Below are 19,815 nucleotides of genomic sequence, written 5' to 3' on the forward strand. Positions count from 1 at the left end.
GTTGCGTCGTACTGCCTTTCCGACTTTGGGCATGCTCAAGCTGGTCTTTCTCCGCAAGAGGCGAACCCACATGCATTTTCCATGTCTTACGGCAGACAACAACAGGAGAATCGAATGCCAACACGCTATGGAACAGCCAATATGCTGGCGCAGAACCGGGCTTACCGCGAACTGGAATCCGAATATAGCCCGGAGGTCGCACGATGCCTGACCTCACGTAACCTGTTGAGACATGGTGTCGATGTGTCGGATGCCGACGTTGCAGCTTGGGCGCGGATTAATGGGCAGTGCTGCAAGGCTCACCTGGACATTCGGGACGAAGTCAGGCGCGCGGAGCGGACGGCATCGGTAGCGGCAGGCACCGCTGTCGACCGAATCAACGCGAAAACGACAAGGTGAGAGATCAGCTGGCAGTGTCCGCCGCAGCCGCCCCAAACCTGAAGCTCGACACCGTCAACGCCCCAAAGAAACTCTCCTCGTGATACACGCAGGCCGCCTGCTCCTGCTCAGCCGCTCCCAGCGCCACCCACAGCGGCACCAGGTGATCCTCGCGCGGATGCGCATGGCGCGCATACGGCGCCTCGCTCCAGTGCAGCAGCGCCTGTTCGCGATCCTGCGGCGACAATTCCAGCAGCACATGCTGCAGCCAGGTGTCGAAGGCGTGCGACGCCAGCGCGCCGCCGGGGCCGAACTGGCGCAGGTTGTGGAAGGACAGGCCGCTGCCGACGATCAGCACGCCCTCGTCGCGCAGCGGCGCCAGCGCGCGGCCGGCGGCCAGGTGCACCGCCGGATCGTAGCCGTGGCGGATCGACAGCTGCACCACCGGCATGTCGGCCTCCGGGTAGACCGGGTACAGCATCGAGAAGGTGCCGTGGTCGAAGCCGCGCGCCGCATCGAGCGCGGCCGGGTGGCCGGCGCCGTTCAGCAGTTCGGCCACGCGCGCGGCCAGCTGCGGGTCGCCCGGCGCCGGGTACTGGATCTGGTAGGTGTGCGGCGGGAAGCCGCCGTAGTCGTAGATCATGCCGGGCGCCGGATTGCTCGACACCGTGAACGCGTCGGTCTCCCAGTGGCTGGTCACCACCAGCACCGCCTTCGGGCGCACGCCCACCTGGCGCTTGATGTCGACCAGCGAGGCTTCGAGTTTGTCGTAGGCGCCGCCGTACTGGGCCTTCATCCAGGGCCAGGGGCCGCCGCCGTGGGAGACGAAATAAGTGGGCAGGCGGGTGGTCATGGCGGCTCCTTGGCGGGACAGTGAAACGGCCATGGTAGCGCATCCGTGTCGAATGCGTTGGCCGCCCCTCGTCGTTCCCGCCTGCGCGGGAATGACGAGGGGCGGGACGACGGTCGTGCAGCTTACTGCGGCCGCGCCCGCACCAAGGCCATCATCGCAAACAGCCGCGCACTGCGCATCCAGCCCAGCACCAGCACCACCAGCTGCGCCAGCAGGACGGCGCCGACCGTGCCGGCCCCGCCCAGCGCCGGCACGTGCAGGCGCGCCACCGCCAGCAGCGCGGCCAGCAGCAGGCCGAGGCCGGTGACGATCACGTACACGCCCAGCAGCGACAGCGGCCGGCGCAGCATCAGGCGCACGCCGCCCCACCAGGCGACGATGGCCGAGCGGCGCCGGCGTTCGTTGGCCAGCAGCGCGCGGCCGGCGTCGAGGGTCGCGTGCACCAGCACGAAGGCCACCGCGGTGGCGATCAGCGCCAGGTGCGAGGCGCGGTCGGCATCGCTTTCCAGGATCGCGCTCTCGGCGGATTTGCCGGCCACCTTGAAGGCCACGGCGGCGACGATGCCGACGATGAGCAGCGGGATCGCGCTCCACACCATCATGCGGAACATGCGCGCATATTCCTGGGCGCCGCCGGCCAGCAGGTCGATGAAGCCGGGACGACGGGTGGCGCGCGCGGCATGGATGCTCATCCCGGCCAGCAGCGGCGACAGCAGCAGGGTCATTGCCAGCGCGACGATGCCGCCCAGGCTCATGGCCGGGCCGAAGCGCTCGCGCACGCTGCCCATCAGGTCGGCGATGGCCAGCATGTCGAGTTTGTTCGCCAGCGCCGGTGCATGCACCGAGTGGTCGAGGTTCGCGCCCAGCATCTGCCAGACCGGCAGGCTGGCGGCGAGGGTCGGCAGCAGGAGCAGCAGGGCCCACCACAGCATCAGGCGCCATTGCAGCGCGGCGCGTATTGCGCTGAGCAGGGGCCGCAGGCCGTGGCGGCGGCGCGCGCCGGCGTTCTGCGGCGCCAGCGAAGGGGAGTCGAGGGTCTGGTCGGTGCTCATCATACGGTCGCGATCAGGGTAAGGAGGTATTCGATGAAGGCGCTGGCATCCATGCCCCAGCGGCGCGAAGCGCTGGCATTGGGCTCGACCGTGCGGCTGTCGTCGAGCTTGCTGGTGTCGAGGTAGTGCAGGCGCTGCGGATCGAGTTCGGCGGAGACGGCCTTGGCCGGCTTGGTCCAGCTGAACTTGTGCCAGCTCTCGTTGGCGTCCCAGCGCACGTTTTCGACGCTGCCGTCGGCAAACTTCACGGTCAGCAGCTGCGGCACCGCGGCGCCATAGCGGCGCACCAGCACTTCGGTGCGGAACGGGTAGGGGCCCACGCCTTCCTTCGCCTTCGGGTTCGCCTTCTTCCAGGCGTCGCGCTCCTTCTCGACGCGCTTGTCGATGTCTTCCTGCTTGTCCTCGACCCAGTTGCTGCCGGCCTGGCGCGTGCCCGGCAGCGGCAGCTGTTCGCGGCTGGTGATGCTGGCGATGCGGTCGTCGACCTTGGTGGCCGCGTACACCTGCTGGGCGAACACGGTTTCGACGGCGGCGCGCTGGCCGGTCACTTCGGCCAGGGTCTCGCGCAGGTCGGCGGTGCTCGGATGGCGGAACTTCCAGCGGCGGTAGTATTCCTTGAAGGCGCGCTCCATCGGCGCCTTGCCGATACGGGCTTCGAGGTCGCGCATCAGGGTCGCGGTGCGGCTGTAGACCGGGCCGATGTCCTGCAGGCGGTCGTAGGCGTTCTGGCCCGGCGCATCGGCCGGGTCGCCGCGCGGCGTGCCCATGCGCTCGGCGGCGAAGGCATCGAAAGTGGGCGTGATGCCGATCCGGCGCATGAAGGGCGAGGCGGCGTGGATTTGCTGGCCGCGTTCGCGGATCATGCGCAGGTCCCAGTACTCGTTCAGGCCTTCGTCCAGCACCGGCTCTTCGAACTCGTTGTTCGCCAGCAGGCCATAAAAGTAGCCGTGGCCGAATTCGTGGATGGTGACGAAGTCCAGCAGGTATTGCTGGCCGAGGTCGGGCTCGACCTGGGCATAGCCTTCGGCGGTGAAGAAGGTCGGGTATTCCATGCCGCCCGCTTCTTCGGCGTTGTGCGGCGGGATCACCACCGTCAGCGTCTTGTACGGATACGGGCCGAGCGTGTTCGAGAAGTAGGTCAGGGAATCCTTGGCCGCCTTCATGGCCGGCGCCGCGCTGGCCGCGTACTCGGGCGGGTAGAGGACGGTCACGGTGACGTTCGGGCTGCCCGGACCGGTCCAGGTCTCGACCATCGGTTTGGCCGTGCGCTTGTCCGCGGTCCAGGCGAAGTCGTGGACGTCGCCCTGCACGTAGCGGTGGGTCAGCAGGCCGTTCTTCTCGACGGGCGCGCCCTGGCGCTCGCCGGTGGCGCCGATCGTGTACTCCTTCGGCGCCGACAGGCGCACGTCGAAGCTGCCGAAGTCGGCATAGAACTCGGAGTTCAGGTGCATCTCGTGCACGTTCCAGCGTGGCGCGGTGGCCCCGCGTTCGCCAGGCAGTTCCAGCACGCCGATCTTCGGGAACCACTGGCCGACCAGGTGGAAGGTCCCGAAGTAGCCGGTGCGCGCCATCACCCGCGGCAGCTGGGTGTGGAAGTCGATGTCGAGGGTGGTCGAGGCGCCCGGCGCCACTGCCGCCGGCAGGTCGAAGCGCACCACCGTGTGGTCGGTGGCCGGGCCGTTGTCCGGGTGGACAAAGGTCCAGGGCACGGTGGCATCGCCCTGGGTGACAGTGCGCAGCGCGATATGGCCCCATTCGCCGTCCTTTATCTCGACGCCGGAGCGGAAGGCGCCGTCGCGCTGGCGCTTCTCGGTGAAGAAGGTGCTGCCGGCGCCTTCGAAGGCGTTCATGTACAGGTGCAGGTAGACGCTTCTGACCGGCACGCTGCTGCGGTTGCGCCAGGTGAGCTTTTCGCGGCCGGTCACGGTGTGCTTGACCGGATCGAGGGTGGCGTCGATGTCGTAGTGGACCACGCGGTCCGACAGCGTCGGCTCCAGCCCGGTGCGGGCGCCGCCCCAGGCGTTCGGGCTGCTCGGCACCGTGACCGCTGCCGCGTTCGGCAGGGCCAGCGCGATACCGTCGAGCGAAGCGGGCGGTGCGCCAGCGGCGATAGGCGCGGCCGGTGCCTCGTCCGGGCCGGCCAGCAGGTCGGCGGTGACCGCCACGCCTAGCGCCAGCAGGACCGCGGCAGCGCCCGTGCGGAATAGTGTTGAACCCAATCGCATTGCATGACCCCCAATTCCGGATTGAATTGATTATTGTTAAGTTGCATTTGTGTTCACACTATATGCGAAATCCCTGCCAAAAAACGCAACGGCCGCCACAAATTCACCCCAAAACCCGGGCAAAGAGGAAGCGATGTTGCTTGTTAGGTTTATAATTCCGGGGTTCTGGTGCCCGCACGCGTCTTCTTGCGCGTGCAGTTAAACGGGAAACACGGAGCGCAGGTGCCCCCGGCGCCGCGCCAACGTGTGCTGCCCCCGCAACGGTAAACAAGCGCCATCGTCATGATGGCTGGCTGCTTCGAACACCACTGCGTTCAAGAGCGCCCGACAGAGTTTAGGGCAAGGCGCATCGCCGAAGACAGTACGAAAGTACGGCGAGGCGATGCAACGCCGCCCTAGGCTCTGTCGGGCGCTCTTGCAGGAAGGTGAAGCGGTCTGTCTTGCTAGCCCGGATACCGGCCAGACAGGGGGAAGCGGGCGGTTTGCCGCGCTTCCGTATCGAGCCGGCATGCGGGGACGCGCGCCGGCCTAACGATTCACCAAAGAACAAGCCGATGATTTCCAAAAAGCCGCTCGCGCTGGCCTGCGCCATTGCCGTTTCCCTTCCTTTTGCCGTTCACGCCGACGAGCCCGCACCGACCACCGTCGTCATCACCGGTTCGCGCTTCCCCAGCGCCGAATCGCTGGAGCCGATTGGCGCCACCGTCATCACCCGCGACGAGATCCGCCAGGCCGGCGTGAACGACGTCAACCAGGCGATCCGCAAGATCGGCGGCGTGTTCGGGCGCCAGAGCCTGGACTCTTCGCCGGACTTCGCGCTCGACCTGCGCGGCTTCGGCACCAATGGCCCGCAGAACATGGTGATCATGGTCGACGGCGTGCGCCTGAACGAGAACGAGCTGGTGAGCTCGGTGCTGTCGACGATCCCGATCGACACCGTCGAGCGCATCGAGATCACCCGCGGCGGCAGCAGCGTGCTGTACGGCGAGGGCGCGACCGGCGGCGTGATCCAGATCGTCACGCGCAAGGATCCGCGCTATGCGCAGGCGGGCACGCACGGTTCGGTGTTCGGCGAAGCCGGCCAGTTGCGCGAGCGCGACCTGCGCGCTTCGCTGGCCCACGTGGCAGGCAAGCTCAGCTTCGATGCCGCGGTGGCGCGCCAGGACAACGGCAACTACCGCGCCAACAGCGACTTCACGCAGAACAGCCTGTCGGCCGGCGTGCAGGTCGGCTACACGGGCGGCCGCGCCGGCATCCGCGTCGAAAGCGCGCGCCAGGATTCGCGCCTGCCGGGCGCCCTGAGCATGGCCCAGTTCCAGGCCAATCCGCGCCAGACCCAGACCCCGAACGACTTCGGTTCGCTCGACACCGATCGCGTCAACGCGTTTGCTGAAGTCCGCGTCGGCGAGGTCGACCTGGCCGCCGAACTGTCGCACCGCGAGCGCGATGCGAGCCTGAATTACTTCTTCGGCCCCGACCTGTCGGTGACGCAGTACGACGGCCGCCAGACCCAGTTCTCGCCGCGCGCGCGCTGGCTGCACACCCTGGACGGCGGCATGCTCAACGAGCTGGTGGCGGGCATCGACGTGATCGACTGGACGCGCAAGACCGTCTCGAGCTATTCGCTGTCCGACGCCAGCCAGAAATCGAAGGCCGTGTATCTGCGCGACGAACTGCGCTTCGACCCGGCCCACGACGGCCGCGTGGCGCTAGGCGTGCGCCGCGAAATATTCGACAAGGACTACGTCGATGCGATGCTGGGCGGCGTTCCCGACAACGGCTCGCAGGGCCAGAACGCCTGGGAAGCGCAAGGCAGCTACCGCGTGCTGCCGCAGCTGGAACTGACGGCGCGCGCCGGCCAGAGCTACCGGGTCGCCAACGTCGACGAGAACAGCTTCCGTACCAGCCTGAGCCTGCTGAAGGTGCAGACCTCGCACGACCTGGAATTCGGCGCCAGCTGGGGCGATGCCGCCCGCAAAGTGAGCGCGCGCGTGTTCCAGCACAAGCTGGACAACGAGATCTTCTACGACCCGACCGCCTTCGCCAACACCAACCTCGACCCGACACGCCGCCGGGGTGTCGAGATCGATGCCGAGGCCGATCTGGCCGCGGGCTGGCGCGCCACCGCCCACCTGCAGCACGTGAACGCCAAATTCACGGAAGGCCCGAACGCCGGCCGCGAAATGGTGCTGGTGCCGAAGAACGTGCTCACGGCGCGCCTGAACTGGCTGCCGGGGAATGGCCAGAGCGCGGACTTCGGCGCGCAGTGGGTCGACCGCCAGCGCTACGGCAGCGACTTCGACAACCGCTGCGCCGCCACCATGCCGTCTTACGTGACCTTCGACGCGCGCTACGCCGTCAAGCTGGGTCCGTGGGAAGTCGCCGTGAACGGCCTGAACCTGGCCGACCGCCACTACTTCAGCTACGCCTACGGTTGCCAGTCGGGCATCTACCCGAGCGACGGCCGCCAACTGAAGCTCTCCGCCCGCTACGACTTTTAACCCAAATCAAACCGGGGTCAGACACCAAATTTTGGCAACTTCCATGCGGTCATTGCCAAAAATCGGTGTCTGACCCCGGTTTGAGGTAAGTCGTCGTTACAGCGGTAAGCAATTGCAAAAAACGGTCTTGTGGTTCGGCTTTGGGGCGAAAAAGTGGTAATCTCGCGGTCGTTTGCACAACCAACCCGATAAGGATACTTATGCGTTCCCTGCGTTTCGCCCTGCTCGCCGCCAGCCTCGTCGCCACGGCCGTGTCCATCCCGGCTTCTGCTTCGCCGACCGACCCGAAAAGCGGCGTCGAATACGTCACGCTCGCGCAACCGCAGCCGGTGCAGGCTGCCGGCAAGAAGGTCGAGGTCATCGAGTTCTTCATGTACCACTGCCCGCACTGCAATGCGCTGGAACCGCAGTTCGAACAATGGGTCAAAAAGCAGGGCGACAATATCGTCCTGAAGCGGGTACACATCCCGGCAACAGGCGCCAACGATCCGGAAGCCCACCTGTACCTGACCCTGGAAGCGCTGGGCAAGGTCGAGCAGATGCATGCCAAGGTGTTCAAGGCGATCCACGTCGACCGCGTCCGCATGCGTGACGACGCCACCGTCATCGACTGGGTCTCGAAGAATGGCATCGACCGCGCAACCTTCACCAACGCCTGGAATTCCTTCGGCGTGATGACCAAGCTGCGCCGCCTGCCGCAGATCGTCGATGCCTACAAGGTCGACGGCGCGCCGACCATCGTCATCGACGGCAAGTACCAGACCTCGCCGGCGACGGTCTACAATACGGTCAAGACGAACAACGAGCCGCAGTTGTTCCAGGCAACCCTGCAGGTCATGGACGCGCTGGTCGCCAAGGCAGCCAAGACGAAATAAGCGAGCGCTATGAGCGATGTAGAAGGCAAGATCCTGAAGATGTACGACAAGTCCAAGCCGGAAGACGAGGACTTGGCCGATACCAAGTACTACCTCCACTGGCTGTGGGGCGTGGTCGCGGTCCTCGTCGGCATGGTCTTCTGGCTCTGCATCGCGCTCGTGAATGCCGAGAACCAGCGTTACGCCCTGCTCACCAACAAGTGCGCCGATCCGGTCTTCAAAGGTGAAGTCGACCGCCAGTGCCTGCGCATCGTGAGCTCGCGCGATCACTGGTGGGAGCACCTGTGGTACGGCGTCACCCACCTCAGGGCGGAACAGCCCGAGGCGCGCCGCCGCTGATGGCCGCGTATCGCAGGCATCGAAAAAATCCCGCTTCCGCAGCGGGATTTTTTTTGCCCGCTAAGTTTCCCTTAAGGCAATCCTTTCTCGAAAGAATGCTAAGCTATGCATACCCTTCATACGATCAAAAGGATTAGTCCCATGCGTCTCCTGCGCCTTGCCGCCGCCTGCCTGCTCGCCACCGCCGCCATGAGCCCGGCCTTCGCCTCGCCGGCGAACCCGCAGAACGGCGTCGATTACGTTACCCTGGCCCAGCCGCAGCCGGTGCAGACGACCGGCAAGAAGGTCGAGGTCATCGAATTCTTCATGTACCACTGCCCGGTCTGCAATGGCCTGGAACCCGGTTTCGAGGAATGGGTCAAGAAGCAGGGCGACCGCATCCAGGTGCGCCGCATCCACATGCCCTATGCCGGCGCCAACGATCCGGAAGCGCACCTGTACCTGACCCTGGAAGCGCTGGGCCGCCTCGACGACATGCACGAGAAGGTCTTCAATGCCGTGCACAAGCAGCGCATCCGCCTGAACAAGGACGATGCCATCATCGACTGGGTGTCGAAGAACGGCATCGACCGCACGACCTTCCTGAATGCATGGAACTCCTTCGGCGTGCAGGCCCGCCTGCGCGGCCTGAACCGGATCATCGAGAACTACAAGGTGGACTCGGTGCCGACCATCATCGTCGACGGCAAATACATGACCTCGCCGGGCATGGTCCATGAAAGCACCAAGACCAACAATCCTCAGGAAATGTACCAGGGCGCGCTGCAGATCGCCGATGCGCTGGTGGCCAAGGCGGCTGCGACTAAATAATCAGAACGCCGTCCGGCAGGGCGATCACGAACCTTGCACCCCCCAGCGGCGAGCGCTCCACGCGCAGGCTGCCGCCGTGCAGCCTGACCGCCTTGCGCGCGATCGACAGCCCGAGCCCGAAGCCGCCGGTGGCGCGGTCGCGGCTGCGGTCGAGCCGGTAGAAGGGCTCGAAGATGCGTTCGCGTTCCTCTTCGGGGATGCCGGGGCCGTCGTCGTCGACCAGGATCTCGAGCTCGCCGTCGGCGTGGCGCGCACTCAGCGCCACCGTGTGCGCGGCGTATTTCTGGGCATTACGCAGCAAGTTGCCGACCGCGCGCGCCAGCAGGCGGCGGTCGCCGTCGATGCTGCCCAGCCGGCTGCCGAGTTCGACGTGCAGGGTGGCCGGGCTCGGATGCAGTCCCTCGGCGCATTCGCGCAGCACCGGCTCGACCTCGAACAGCGCGCGCTGCGGCTCGATGGCGTTGTCCAGCTTGCTCATCGAGAGCAGTTCGTTGACCAGTTCGTTCAGCTCGGCCAGGTCGCCGTCCATCGCCTTGATGCGCTTGGCCAGGGCCGGGTCGTCGATGCGGGCTTCCACCAGTTCGAGCGCGAACTGCAGGCGCGCGATCGGGGTGCGCAATTCGTGCGACACCGAGTGCAGCAGGTTCTTCTGCGATTCCAATAAACCCTGGATGCGTTCGGCCATCGCATTGATGCGCTCGGCCAGCGGATAGGCCGCATCGGAAGGGTGCATGCGGGCGCGCGCCGACAACTGGCCGGCGCCGAACTCGTCGGCCGTGCGCGCCAGCATCTGCAGGCCCTGCCAGTGCGAACGCGACCACAATGCGATCGGCACCAGCAGCGCCAGCGCCACCACCACATAGCGCACCACTTCCATCAGCAGGGCCTGGCCGAGGTCGATCGGCAGGCTGGAGGCGCGGATCGCTTCCTCGTTGCTGCCGATATAGCGGTTGCCCGCCAGGTCGACGCGCCGGAAGAAGGTCTTGCGGGCCGGGTCGATCACGATCTCGCCGCGTTCGAAGGCGGCCCGGTCGTTGCGCGGCAGGGCGCGCCTGGCCTGGTCCAGCGGGACCAGGTCGAAATGCGCGGTCGATACTTCACGCACCTTGTTCAGGCGGCCCAGCCATTCGTCGGCCGGGGCCTGGTCGACGTATTGTTCGAGCAGGAAGATCTGGGCCGAGGCCTGGCGCCGCGCGATGTCCTCGAGCGGATCGCCGAACAGGCGCGTGAAAATGAAATAGATGACGAAGCTTGCTGCCGTGATCGACAGCATGACCAGAATGAAGAAGCGGAAAAACAGGCGGTTCACGCCGTCGCGGAAGTGGTCTTGCTCATGGGCGGAATTGTATAGGAGCAATGATCAGCAAAACCATATTTTACAAAGTTGCGACAAATGCTGGACATGTCGAGGCGGATTCGCTTGCCAGGTCTGCGTAGGATGGTAACTCATCAGGTTTTTCCGTTTGGCCCACCTGATGCGCGAGCGATGGTGGGCCTTTTTTTATTCGCAATGAAAGAGGGCAGCCAATGTGGAGAACCGGGATTTTGGGAGGAGGGAAGACAAGCACGTAGAATGTTGTTTTCCTGAATCGTTTAACTCGGCACTATGAACAAGCTCCTCTCCTTCGTCCTGAGCGCCGGTTCGCTGGCCAGTGGCGCTGCCCTGGCTCAGACGCCGGCCCTCAACCTGATGCCCGACGGCAGCCGCGACATGTACGTCGGTCTTGGCGTGCAGTCGGCGCCGCGCTACGAGGGAACGGGGAGCCGCAAGGTCTCGGCCTTGCCTGTGCTCCAGGTTGAATGGAGCAACGGCATCTTCATTTCCGGGATGAGCGCAGGCATGCATCTGTCGAGTTCCCCCACTGTCGAGTACGGCCCGCTGCTGGCGATCCAGCCTGGCCGCGACGAGTCCGGCGCCGGTACCGACGTCGACGGTATCGGCCTGAACGCTACCGCCCCCCCGGCGCCGCTGACGCCGTTTGCGCGGGGGGAGACCCCGGCCCGCCTGGCGGGTATGGATGAGATCGGTGCGCGCCTGCAAGTCGGTGCCTTCTACAATACCTATTTGAACCCGCAGTGGCGCCTGACCTCGAGCCTGCTGGTCGGTGCCGGCCGCGAGCACGACGGCGCGCGCCTGGACCTCGGCGTGCAGCGCCTGGCCTTCGCCACCGGCGAGCGCCATCACCTGTCGCTGTCGGCCGGGGTCGGCTTCGTCAATCGCCAGTTCAACGAAACCTATTTTGGCGTCACGATGGCGGAAGCCGCGCGCAGCCGTTTCCAGGCTTACCAGCCGGGCGGCGGCCTGCAGGACGTGCACCTTGGTGTGCGCTGGAACTGGACGCTGAGCCCGTCCTGGATGCTGACCTCGAACCTGCAGGCCAAACGCCTGCTGGGCGATGCCCGCAAGAGCCCGCTGACCGAGCGGTCCACCAACCTGACGGTTTCGACCGCCATCGCTTATCGATTCTGACGATGCGTTCTGCCCGACAATTCATCGCATCCCTTGCCCTGCTGCTGGCGGCCGGTTCGGCCGGCGCGCAGGCGCACGCAGAGGATGCCGTGAGTTACCGGGACGCCTACCGGGCCATGGTCCAGTTCGAGAAATACGGCGGCCCCAAGAACCTGCTGGTGAGCCAGCTGCAGGTGCTGCCGAAGGAGCGCGGCGCGCTGGCCGAGGGCTTGCAGCTGTTGCTGTCGGGCCGTTCGACCCAGCTCAGCCTGCCGCTCGACCTGCTGGGACGCACCGTGTTCCCGCTGCAGAAGGCCGCCTACGACGACAACGCGGCGCTGTCCCTGAGCCGCAAGGGCCTGGGCTTCGTGCTGCGCCCGCAGGTCTCGATCGCGGTGCGCCCGGACGGCGTCTACGACGTGCTCGAGCTGCGCGCCGGCTGCGCCCAGGCGCTGGGCTTCGCGCGCTACGTCGACGCCTCCCAGCGCGCGCGCCAGTGCGCCGGCGTGCGCTTCGTGTTCCCCAGGAAGACCGAGGGCGGGGCACGCCTGCGCCGTCCCGACAGCGGCGAGCAGGTGCTGGCCCCCGTCATCGGCGAGCCGGACGACTTCCCGGCCGTGATCTACCGCTTCCAGGCCGGCGCCGAGCGCGGGCAGGTCGCCACCTTCAACGCGCCGCTGGCCATCCTTCCCCTGTTCGAGTAAGCGCGCTATTCTTGTGCGCATGACCGATAAAACCATCCTCATCACCGGCGCCAGTCGCGGCATCGGCGCCGCCTGCGCGCTGCTGGCCGCCGCGCGCGGTTACCGCGTCTGCATCAACTACCGTACCGACCGCGATGCCGCGCTGGGCGTCGTCCGCGCGATCGAAGAAGCCGGCGGCAGCGCCTTCGCGGTGCAGGCCGATGTGGCGCGCGAAGACGAGGTCCTGCGCCTGTTCGGCGAAGTCGACGCGCACGGTGGCCGCCTCGATGCCCTGGTCAACAATGCCGGCATCCTGGCGCGCCAGATGCGCGTCGAGCAGATGGACGCGGCGCGCATCGAACGCATCTTCGCCACCAACGTCACCGGCAGCTTCCTGTGCGCGCGCGAGGCGGTGCGGCGGATGTCGACCCGGCACGGCGGCAGCGGCGGCGCCATCGTCAACGTCTCTTCGCGCGCCGCGGTGCTCGGGGCGGCCGGCGAATACGTCGACTATGCGGCCTCGAAGGCGGCGCTGGACGTGCTGACCATCGGCCTGGCGAAAGAGGTGGCCCAGGAGGGTATCCGCGTGAACGGCGTGCGGCCCGGCCTGATCGACACGGAGATGCACGCCAGCGGCGGCGAGCCGGGCCGCATTGAACGCTTGAAGAGCTCAGTGCCGATGGGGCGGGGCGGGGAAGCGGAGGAGGTGGCGCGCGCCGTGCTGTGGCTGCTGTCCGATGAAGCGTCCTATACCACGGGCAGCTTCATCGATTGTTCTGGAGGCAGGTGATCAATTCCAGGCCGAAGGGGAGAACAGGTAACCCTCGCCCCACACGGTCTTGATCTTCTCCGACAGGTTGTCGTCGAACTTCTTGCGCAGTTTGGAGATGCAGTTGTCGATGCTGCGGTCCAGGCCGTCGAATTCGATGCCGCGCATCTTCTTGAGCAGTTCGTCGCGCGACAGCACCCGTCCGGCCGCCTCGGCCAGCACCAGCAGCAGCTTGTACTCGGTATTGCTGAGCACGCAAGGCTGGCCGCGCCAGCTCACGCTGCGGTCATTGGTCATGATGCGCAGGGCGCCGAATTCCAGCACCCGGGTATCCGGCATCGACTTCTGCTGGGTCCGGCGCAGCAGGGCCCGCAAACGCGCCAGCAACACACGCGGCTGGACTGGCTTGTTGACGAAGTCGTCCGCGCCCTGTTCCAGGCCCGAGACTTCGTCGTAGGTATCTTCGCGCGCCGTCAGGATCAGGATCGGCACCTCGGACTGCTCGCGGATCTGTCGGCACACGACCATGCCGTCCATGCCGGGCAGCATCAGGTCGAGCACGACGATGTCGGGCTGGCTTTGCTTGAAGTGCTCGAGCGCAGTGTCGCCGCGCGTGACGAGCTCGACTGAAAATTCATAACTGGATAAATATTCCGTCACCAGTTCGGCGAGGCGCGGATCGTCTTCTACCAACAGTACGCGATACATGGTTTTCTCCTTGACCCCGACATTCTATAAGAGCAAGTATCAAAGGAGCACAAATGCTGGCATGCATTGACAAACTGATACAGTTTCGCGACAAGATGGCGCGATCCGGCGACCTCCTCATAAGGCCACCGCTGAGCGTGCTGGGTGCGCCGCAGCGGTGTCCAATTCCGTCACAGGGTCGAGTACCAGATAGTGCTGTCGCCGGAGATACCTTTCCAAGCCATGTACACGGTGCCATCCGATTCGACGGCGCATGGCCCGACCGAGGTGCCCACGTTTGGAACCGATACCTGGCCGCTGAACTCCCCGTTTTCGAACAGGCTGGTCCAGATCGACGAATCGCCTTCGATACCCTTCCATGCAAGGAGGATCGCGTTTCCATGCGGTGTCGCAGTCATGCCGCCGGTCGTGCCGATCGCGTGCGGCACGCCACCTTCCGTCGTGTACGAAAAATATTCGATCCGACGTTGCGGGTGCCAGATGGAGAAGGGATCGCCGGGGTCCATGAAGGAGTAGTAGGCGGTGGAGTCTCCTTCCACGCCTTTCCAGAACATATAAAGCCGGTTGCCCAAGCCAACCAGCACCGGGGCGTCGGATGTACCCACGCCGTCGATATGTCTTTGAGGAGTCCAGGTTTCATTGCCGTCGAAAGCCGACCAGTAAATCCCTTGGTCTCCGTGAACGCCTTTCCATGCCATGTAGACGCGGCCCATGACGTTGGCGATAGCCGGCCTGGTACTCGAACCGACGCCCGGAATATTTCTTTGCGTATGCCAGGCTTGGCCGAAGCCGAAGTTCCTGGACCAGTAGAGGCCCTGGTCGCCGGGAATACCTTTCCATGCCATCATCAGTCCCGTGGCCATTACCCCTGAGGGGCTGTCGATCTCTGTCACGCTGGGCCCATGCGTCGAGCCTATCCTGGGAATGATCTCCTGCGGAGACCACCCGTCCGGTCCCAGTTCGGAACCATAAATGCGGTGATCGTCGTGCACCCCTTTCCACAGCATGTGCACGGTGTTGAAATGTCCCGTGAAATTACTCACGCTGGTGACGCCCAGGGCGGGCCGGTCGCTTGTGCCGCGATCAGGGCAGTGCTGTTGCGGCCGCCACCCATACATCATCCTGATGGCGTCGCGCGATTCGTTATCGATAAGGGCTGAAGGTGACTGGTATGGGTACATGGTCCCCCTCGGCATATTCGAATGTCCGAGTCCGAGCGCGTGCCCGATTTCGTGAACCGACACCCTCTGCAACAGGTCCGGCGTCCACGTTTCGCCGGCGTCGAGGTAAATCTCTCCGCTTTCCGGTGGCGGAGCGGAGCCGAGTACGCCGTTGGCCGTACCCAGGCGCGGATCGGCCTTTCCGTTATCGAACCAGAGCCGGATATTTGGTCCGGCGCCGGGCGGAACCTGCGTGAGCGTCAAATACGGCGCAGCCGCCGTTTGCCACTGGCCGAAAGCACGGGCGATCACCGCGCCGGGCGTCGTCGGTGCCGTACCCGGCGGAATCACGAACATGCAGCCGTTGGTATCGATCGAGTACGTCAGGGAGGAGCGGCGCCAGCGCCCGCCAGGAGGGCCGAACGTGAGGGGGCCGATCTTGCCGCCACGGTCCGGGACACCGCAAAAGCGGTCCGTCAGCAGCCCGATGAAGTCGTTGATCTGTGCGAAGTCATTTACTTTAGTGTCGGTAATGATCGCATGGGATAGATTGAGCCCGAAGGCCTGGTTCGCATCTGCCAAGGCTTTTTGCAATGGCACTGGAATGACTTGGTCGCCCCTCAGCTCGGTTACCTGGTCGCGATCCAGGAAGCCCAGCCTGGTCATCTCATGTTGCAACTTATTCCAGTCCTTACTCTCCGCCATGGTGTCCTCCTTGCTCGAGGAGTGAACAAACAAGTATGTCGACCCAGCGTAGAAGTGAGCCATTGGCGAACTTTGATGTAACTCAAACGGATCAGTGCAACGTAAAACCGCTTCAGCCGGTGAGTATTCAGCCCTTTGGGCTCAGGTCCCGGTCGTGCCCCCCAGGCTCCTCATCAATGCAGAAGGACTCAGCGGCGTGCAGCGACGATTGCGATTTCGACCCTGGCGTCGCGCGGGATGCGTGCCACCTGGATCGTCGAGCGGGCCGGCGGATCCTTCTTGAAGAACTCCGCATACACCGCGTTCATCGCCGCGAAATCGTTCAGGTCCTGCAGGTAGACGGTGCTCGACAGGACGTCGTCGTAGCTCAGGCCCTGCGACGCCAGGCCTTCTCCGATGTACTCGAGTACCCGCCGCGTCTGCTCTGCGGTGGTGGCGCCCTCGATCGCCGTACCTTCCCGATTCAGGGCGATCAGGCCGGAAAAATAGATGTGATTGCCGTAGCCGATCATCTGCGAATACGGACCGATTGCCGGATAGATCCGGTCGGTCGACAGCACGACTTTACGGGCCGGCACCGCACAGCCAGTCAGTGCACATGCGCTGATGCCGAGGCACAGCGCCATCAGTATGCGTTTCTTGAACACGGGATTCTCCACAGTAATAAAGGCGTCGACGCTGGCCGTTTCATGGCTGCGTTCGCTTTATTAAACGCTTCAGCTGGCGATGCGAATGGAGAATCCGTCGATGATTAGTGCTGGATCAATTTGCTAAATACAAGATTGCTGTACTGAATGTTGTGCTACCTGGCGCGGTCTCAGCTGCCGAGCTTCAGTTCCCAGTAACCCACGTCCATCCAGCGGCCGAACTTCATGCCGACCTCCGAGAAATGGGCCACCTTGCGGAAACCCAGCTTTTCATGCAGGGCGACGCTATTCTCGTTCGGCAGCGCGATGCCGCCGATGACCATGTGCAGTTCGCGCCGCCGCAGCTCGTCGAGCAGGGCGCCGTAGAGCTGGCGGCCGAGTCCGCGCCCGGCGAAGGCCGGGTCCAGGTAGATCGAGCTTTCGACCGAGGTGCGGTAAGCCGGCCGCACCCGCCATTTGGTGGCATAGGCATAGCCGGCGATCCTGCCGTCGGCTTCCAGCACCAGCCAGGGCAGGCCGGCCGCGCCGACGTCGGCGATGCGCCTGGCCATGTCCTCTTCACTGACGGGCGCTTCCTCGAAGCTGATGGCCGTGTTGGCGACGTAGGGGTTGTAGATGGCGCAGATGGGGGCGGCGTCGAGGGCGGTGGCGGGACGAATGTTCATTGCGATAATCCGTTGTGGTTACAGCAATATCCGCGTAAAGCCGCCTGGATGTCAAGGCTGTAAACGGACACAGCCCGCAGGGGCGGGCTGTGCTTCAGGCAGGAACGGGTCCGGACTGGATTACGCGAAGTTCTGGTTCACGAAGTCCCAGTTGACGATGTTCCACCACGATTCCACGAACTTCGGACGTGCGTTGCGGTAGTCGATGTAGTAGGCGTGCTCCCAGACGTCGACGGTCAGCAGGGCCTTGTTTTCGGTGGTCAGCGGGGTGCCGGCGTTCGAGGTGTTGACGATGTCGACGGTGCCGTCGGCCTTCTTCACCAGCCAGGTCCAGCCCGAGCCGAAGTTGCTTACGGCCGACTTCTGGAACTCTTCCTTGAACTTGTCGAACGAGCCCCACTTGGCGTTGATGGCGTCGGCCACCGGACCGGTCGGCGCACCGCCGCCGTTCGGCTTCATGCAGTTCCAGAAGAAGGTGTGGTTCCACACCTGGGCGGAGTTGTTGAAGATGCCGCCCTGCGATTTTTTGATGATCTCTTCCAGGGACAGGTTTTCGAACTCGGTGCCCTTGATCAGGTTGTTCAGGTTGGTGACGTAAGCCTGGTGGTGTTTGCCATAGTGGAATTCCAGGGTTTCAGCCGACATGGTCGGCTGGAGGGCATCCTTGGCGTACGGCAGCGGCGGCAGAGTATGTTCCATGTCTTATTCCTTGATTGGTTGGAAACGGGTCGTTCTTCCGAAACGGTCGCATATTCTAAACCGGATGCGGAAAGGTTGCAGATTACTCTAGCAAGTCTTGCACGCTGGCCACGCCGACCTCGGCCGTGCCCTGGGCCAGCCGCACCACGATGGTGTCGCGTGGCTTGATCTGACCGGGCGCGTGCAGCACCTTGCCCTTGGTATTGCTGACGATCGCATAGCCGCGTTCCAGCGTGCGCTGCGGGTTCAGCAGCTCCAGCTGGGCCGACAGCGCAGCGAGCGCCTCGCGCCGCTGGCGCAGCGTGCTCGTCATGCTGGCGGCCAGCTGGCGCCTTTCGGACGATAGCAGAGCCCGCAGCGAGCGCACATCCGGCAGGTGGCGGGCCCAGCGCTGCTGCAACTGGGCCAGCAGCACGCCGTTGCGATTGAGCGGCGCGCGCACCGCATGCGTCAGACTGCTCGCCATGCCCAGGAGTTTCAGGCGCTGGTGCGCAATCCGGTCCGAGGGACTGATCATCCGCCGGCTCAGGCTGTCGAGGTTCTGGTTGGCTTCGGACAGGATGCGCTCCATCGCGCGGCGCAGGTCGTCGGCATCGGCCTCCAGCGAGCTGACCCAGTCGGCGCGGGCGGTCGCGGCGAGTTCGGCAGCGGCGGTCGGGGTGGCGGCGCGCAGGTCGGCGGCAAAGTCGGCGATCGTGAAATCGGTCTCGTGGCCCACGCCCGAGATTACCGGAATCGATGCCGCATGGATGGCGCGCGCCACGACTTCTTCGTTGAAGCTCCACAGGTCTTCGATCGAGCCGCCGCCGCGGCAGACCAGCAGCACGTCGACTTCCTTGCGGCTGGAGGCGGTGGCGATGGCGTCGGCGATCTTCTCGGCCGCGCCCTGGCCCTGCACCGGCGCGGGGTAGAGCACCACCCGCACGTGCGGCGCGCGGCGCTTGAGCGCGGTGAGGACGTCGCGCAGGGCCGCCGCCTGCAGGCTCGTCACGATGCCGATGGCGCGCGTGAACAGCGGCAGCGGGCGCTTGCGTTCCTGGTCGAACAGGCCTTCGTTGCCGAGCTTTTCCTTCAGGCGCATGAAGGCTTCGTACAGCGCGCCGACGCCGGCCCGGCGGATCGCCTCGACGTTGATCTGGTAGTCGCCGCGCGCGCCATACAGCGTCACCAGCGCGCGCACCTCGACCTTGTCGCCCTCGCGCGGCGTGAAGCCGGCGTACTGGGCACGGCCGCGGAACATCACGGCGCGCACCTGGGCGGCATCGTCCTTCAGCGTGAAATACCAGTGGCCGGAGGCCGCGCGAGTGAAGTTCGAAATCTCGCCGGCGATCCACACCAGCGGAAACGAGCGTTCCAGCAGGCGCGCGACCTGCTGGTTGAGCGCGGTAACGGTGAGGACGGATGGGGTGGCGTAGGCGGGATCGGCGTCGGAAGCAGGGAACATATGGATGAGTTAAGTTGAACTGTCCACAAAAACATGGCTGCATATTGTGAGCGCCATATCTCAGGGTGTACAACAAATAGTTTTTGTAAACGGTTGATTATTAATGCTTATTTCAGCTGCCTGATTTCGATGCAGAAACAAAATTTCCTTACGGATCAAACACTTGGGTAGCCCGGGTGCCACTTGGCCACAATCTTATCCACAGAATCTGTGAGGAAGTGGATAAGCGGTCCAGCTATACGTGCTGCGTAAAAATTGTGCATGCATATGTTTTTCTAAGGCAATCAAGCACTTAGTCCACAGTTCAGCGCCTTGCACACATCGTTTTCCACAATTTGTGTGCAAACCTGCCTGCGCCAGGGCGGCCAGGACCCCTGATGTGCACAACTGCGGACCTGCCTAAAAATGCTGCACCGGTAAATTGTTCTTTGTTTTCAAAGGCTTTGATCTTGATCAAGGTCCTTGCTCACAATCTTTTCCACAAAATTTGTGAAGAAGCGTGCTGTCCAGGTCCTGGCATCGGTCTTGTCAGGGATGGGACTATACCAGCCCTGACGCGCAGATCGCTTCATGGCGCAGTTGGGTGGGCAGTCGCCCTGTTGCCTATTTTTTGATCGTGTAGAGCTTTTCCTTTTAGATTCAAGCGCTTGAGATTGCATAGGGTATCCTTGCTCACATCGTTTTCCACAGTTTGTGTGCAAAGCGGACTGCACATGTGCGTAACCCGGGCTGCCTAAAAAACGGGCTCGACAACTTTTTCCTTACAGATCAATGACTTGGTTTGAATATGTGCGCTTGCGCACAGTTTTGTCCACAAAAACTGTGAGGAAACGGGCTCGACCGGAGTAGAACT

General features: G+C 64.2%; 18 protein-coding genes and 1 riboswitch. Of the genes, 8 read left to right on the plus strand and 10 right to left on the minus strand.

Annotated features, from left to right (window positions below; all coding sequences use genetic code 11):
- Positions 1–114 precede the first annotated feature (114 nt).
- The gene (locus tag NX782_RS08685) at positions 115–399 is read left to right on the plus strand and encodes a hypothetical protein (protein ID WP_258845048.1); all 285 of its coding nucleotides are present in this window, start codon (positions 115–117) and stop codon (positions 397–399) included.
- Positions 400–403: 4 nt separating this feature from the next.
- Here NX782_RS08685 and NX782_RS08690 read toward each other — a convergent pair whose 3' ends face one another.
- The 3 genes from NX782_RS08690 to NX782_RS08700 form a co-directional block, all read right to left on the minus strand.
- Entirely contained in the window at positions 404–1,231 is an 828-nt protein-coding gene (locus tag NX782_RS08690) for a DODA-type extradiol aromatic ring-opening family dioxygenase (protein ID WP_258845049.1), read from the minus strand.
- A 122-nt stretch (positions 1,232–1,353) separates the two neighbouring features.
- Positions 1,354–2,286 (minus strand): hypothetical protein, encoded by a 933-nt coding sequence (locus tag NX782_RS08695; protein WP_258845050.1) that lies wholly within the window; start codon positions 2,284–2,286, stop codon positions 1,354–1,356.
- Positions 2,283–4,508 carry a M1 family metallopeptidase gene (locus NX782_RS08700; RefSeq protein ID WP_258845051.1) on the minus strand — a complete coding sequence of 742 codons (2,226 nt, stop codon included), beginning with the start codon at positions 4,506–4,508 and terminating at the stop codon, positions 2,283–2,285. Before NX782_RS08700 ends, NX782_RS08695 begins: the two co-directional genes overlap by 4 nt.
- A gap of 149 nt (positions 4,509–4,657) precedes the next feature.
- Positions 4,658–4,986: riboswitch (cobalamin riboswitch) on the plus strand.
- Between the two features lie 76 nt (positions 4,987–5,062).
- On the opposite strand from NX782_RS08700, the gene NX782_RS08705 reads away from it, so the two are divergent.
- From NX782_RS08705 to NX782_RS08720, 4 genes are all read left to right on the plus strand, one after another.
- Positions 5,063–7,009 carry a TonB-dependent receptor gene (locus tag NX782_RS08705; RefSeq protein ID WP_258845052.1) on the plus strand — a complete coding sequence of 649 codons (1,947 nt, stop codon included), beginning with the start codon at positions 5,063–5,065 and terminating at the stop codon, positions 7,007–7,009.
- Between the two features lie 200 nt (positions 7,010–7,209).
- Positions 7,210–7,884 (plus strand): thiol:disulfide interchange protein DsbA/DsbL, encoded by a 675-nt coding sequence (locus tag NX782_RS08710; protein WP_258845053.1) that lies wholly within the window; start codon positions 7,210–7,212, stop codon positions 7,882–7,884.
- A gap of 9 nt (positions 7,885–7,893) precedes the next feature.
- Entirely contained in the window at positions 7,894–8,223 is a 330-nt protein-coding gene (locus NX782_RS08715; RefSeq protein WP_258845054.1) for a hypothetical protein, read from the plus strand.
- 141 nt (positions 8,224–8,364) lie between these two features.
- On the plus strand, positions 8,365–9,033 hold the full coding sequence (locus NX782_RS08720) for a thiol:disulfide interchange protein DsbA/DsbL (RefSeq protein WP_258845055.1): 669 nt from the start codon (positions 8,365–8,367) through the stop codon (positions 9,031–9,033).
- Here the strand turns inward: NX782_RS08720 and NX782_RS08725 are convergent.
- On the minus strand, positions 9,026–10,342 hold the full coding sequence (locus tag NX782_RS08725) for an ATP-binding protein (protein WP_258845056.1): 1,317 nt from the start codon (positions 10,340–10,342) through the stop codon (positions 9,026–9,028). The two genes, NX782_RS08720 and NX782_RS08725, sit on opposite strands and share 8 nt — an antisense overlap.
- Before the next feature lie 297 nt (positions 10,343–10,639).
- Here NX782_RS08725 and NX782_RS08730 point away from each other — a divergent pair, with 297 nt between their 5' ends.
- Genes NX782_RS08730 through NX782_RS08740 form a run of 3 tightly spaced genes read left to right on the plus strand, consistent with a single transcriptional unit; the run spans position 10,640 to position 12,955 of the window.
- Positions 10,640–11,503 carry a MipA/OmpV family protein gene (locus NX782_RS08730; protein ID WP_258845057.1) on the plus strand — a complete coding sequence of 288 codons (864 nt, stop codon included), beginning with the start codon at positions 10,640–10,642 and terminating at the stop codon, positions 11,501–11,503.
- A gap of 2 nt (positions 11,504–11,505) precedes the next feature.
- Positions 11,506–12,186, plus strand: coding sequence for a hypothetical protein (locus tag NX782_RS08735; protein ID WP_258845058.1), 681 nt, complete (start codon positions 11,506–11,508; stop codon positions 12,184–12,186).
- A gap of 19 nt (positions 12,187–12,205) precedes the next feature.
- Positions 12,206–12,955, plus strand: a complete 750-nt coding sequence (locus NX782_RS08740) for an SDR family oxidoreductase (RefSeq protein ID WP_258845059.1) — start codon at positions 12,206–12,208, stop codon at positions 12,953–12,955.
- Here NX782_RS08740 and NX782_RS08745 read toward each other — a convergent pair whose 3' ends face one another.
- The 6 genes from NX782_RS08745 to xseA all read right to left on the minus strand — a co-directional run bounded on the left by NX782_RS08745 (position 12,956) and on the right by xseA (position 18,962).
- Positions 12,956–13,642: a response regulator gene (locus NX782_RS08745; RefSeq protein WP_258845060.1), complete on the minus strand. Its 687-nt coding sequence runs from the start codon at positions 13,640–13,642 to the stop codon at positions 12,956–12,958.
- A gap of 170 nt (positions 13,643–13,812) precedes the next feature.
- Positions 13,813–15,507 carry a matrixin family metalloprotease gene (locus NX782_RS08750; RefSeq protein WP_258845061.1) on the minus strand — a complete coding sequence of 565 codons (1,695 nt, stop codon included), beginning with the start codon at positions 15,505–15,507 and terminating at the stop codon, positions 13,813–13,815.
- A gap of 188 nt (positions 15,508–15,695) precedes the next feature.
- Positions 15,696–16,154 carry a Rid family detoxifying hydrolase gene (locus tag NX782_RS08755; protein ID WP_258845062.1) on the minus strand — a complete coding sequence of 153 codons (459 nt, stop codon included), beginning with the start codon at positions 16,152–16,154 and terminating at the stop codon, positions 15,696–15,698.
- Between the two features lie 170 nt (positions 16,155–16,324).
- Positions 16,325–16,819: an arsinothricin resistance N-acetyltransferase ArsN1 family B gene (locus tag NX782_RS08760; protein WP_258845063.1), complete on the minus strand. Its 495-nt coding sequence runs from the start codon at positions 16,817–16,819 to the stop codon at positions 16,325–16,327.
- A gap of 120 nt (positions 16,820–16,939) precedes the next feature.
- A complete protein-coding gene (locus NX782_RS08765; protein WP_258845064.1) occupies positions 16,940–17,518 on the minus strand; it encodes a superoxide dismutase in 579 nt (192 codons plus the stop codon).
- An 82-nt stretch (positions 17,519–17,600) separates the two neighbouring features.
- Positions 17,601–18,962: an exodeoxyribonuclease VII large subunit gene (gene xseA, locus NX782_RS08770; RefSeq protein ID WP_258845065.1), complete on the minus strand. Its 1,362-nt coding sequence runs from the start codon at positions 18,960–18,962 to the stop codon at positions 17,601–17,603.
- Positions 18,963–19,815 lie beyond the last annotated feature (853 nt).

The organism is Massilia norwichensis (genome assembly GCF_024753245.1).
Taxonomy (GTDB): Bacteria; Pseudomonadota; Gammaproteobacteria; order Burkholderiales; family Burkholderiaceae_D; genus Telluria; species Telluria norwichensis.

Excerpts from the sequence above, each read along its gene's own strand:
- NX782_RS08705 (WP_258845052.1), top strand. The coding sequence starts at position 5,063 with ATGATTTCCAAAAAGCCGCTCGCGCTGGCCTGCGCCATTGCCGTTTCC.
- NX782_RS08765 (WP_258845064.1), bottom strand. The coding sequence starts at position 17,518 with ATGGAACATACTCTGCCGCCGCTGCCGTACGCCAAGGATGCCCTCCAG.
- NX782_RS08690 (WP_258845049.1), bottom strand. The coding sequence starts at position 1,231 with ATGACCACCCGCCTGCCCACTTATTTCGTCTCCCACGGCGGCGGCCCC.
- NX782_RS08740 (WP_258845059.1), top strand. The coding sequence starts at position 12,206 with ATGACCGATAAAACCATCCTCATCACCGGCGCCAGTCGCGGCATCGGC.
- NX782_RS08730 (WP_258845057.1), top strand. The coding sequence starts at position 10,640 with ATGAACAAGCTCCTCTCCTTCGTCCTGAGCGCCGGTTCGCTGGCCAGT.
- NX782_RS08760 (WP_258845063.1), bottom strand. The coding sequence starts at position 16,819 with ATGAACATTCGTCCCGCCACCGCCCTCGACGCCGCCCCCATCTGCGCC.
- NX782_RS08745 (WP_258845060.1), bottom strand. The coding sequence starts at position 13,642 with ATGTATCGCGTACTGTTGGTAGAAGACGATCCGCGCCTCGCCGAACTG.
- NX782_RS08695 (WP_258845050.1), bottom strand. The coding sequence starts at position 2,286 with ATGATGAGCACCGACCAGACCCTCGACTCCCCTTCGCTGGCGCCGCAG.
- NX782_RS08720 (WP_258845055.1), top strand. The coding sequence starts at position 8,365 with ATGCGTCTCCTGCGCCTTGCCGCCGCCTGCCTGCTCGCCACCGCCGCC.
- NX782_RS08715 (WP_258845054.1), top strand. The coding sequence starts at position 7,894 with ATGAGCGATGTAGAAGGCAAGATCCTGAAGATGTACGACAAGTCCAAG.
- NX782_RS08710 (WP_258845053.1), top strand. The coding sequence starts at position 7,210 with ATGCGTTCCCTGCGTTTCGCCCTGCTCGCCGCCAGCCTCGTCGCCACG.
- NX782_RS08685 (WP_258845048.1), top strand. The coding sequence starts at position 115 with ATGCCAACACGCTATGGAACAGCCAATATGCTGGCGCAGAACCGGGCT.
- NX782_RS08735 (WP_258845058.1), top strand. The coding sequence starts at position 11,506 with ATGCGTTCTGCCCGACAATTCATCGCATCCCTTGCCCTGCTGCTGGCG.
- NX782_RS08700 (WP_258845051.1), bottom strand. The coding sequence starts at position 4,508 with ATGCGATTGGGTTCAACACTATTCCGCACGGGCGCTGCCGCGGTCCTG.
- NX782_RS08750 (WP_258845061.1), bottom strand. The coding sequence starts at position 15,507 with ATGGCGGAGAGTAAGGACTGGAATAAGTTGCAACATGAGATGACCAGG.
- xseA (WP_258845065.1), bottom strand. The coding sequence starts at position 18,962 with ATGTTCCCTGCTTCCGACGCCGATCCCGCCTACGCCACCCCATCCGTC.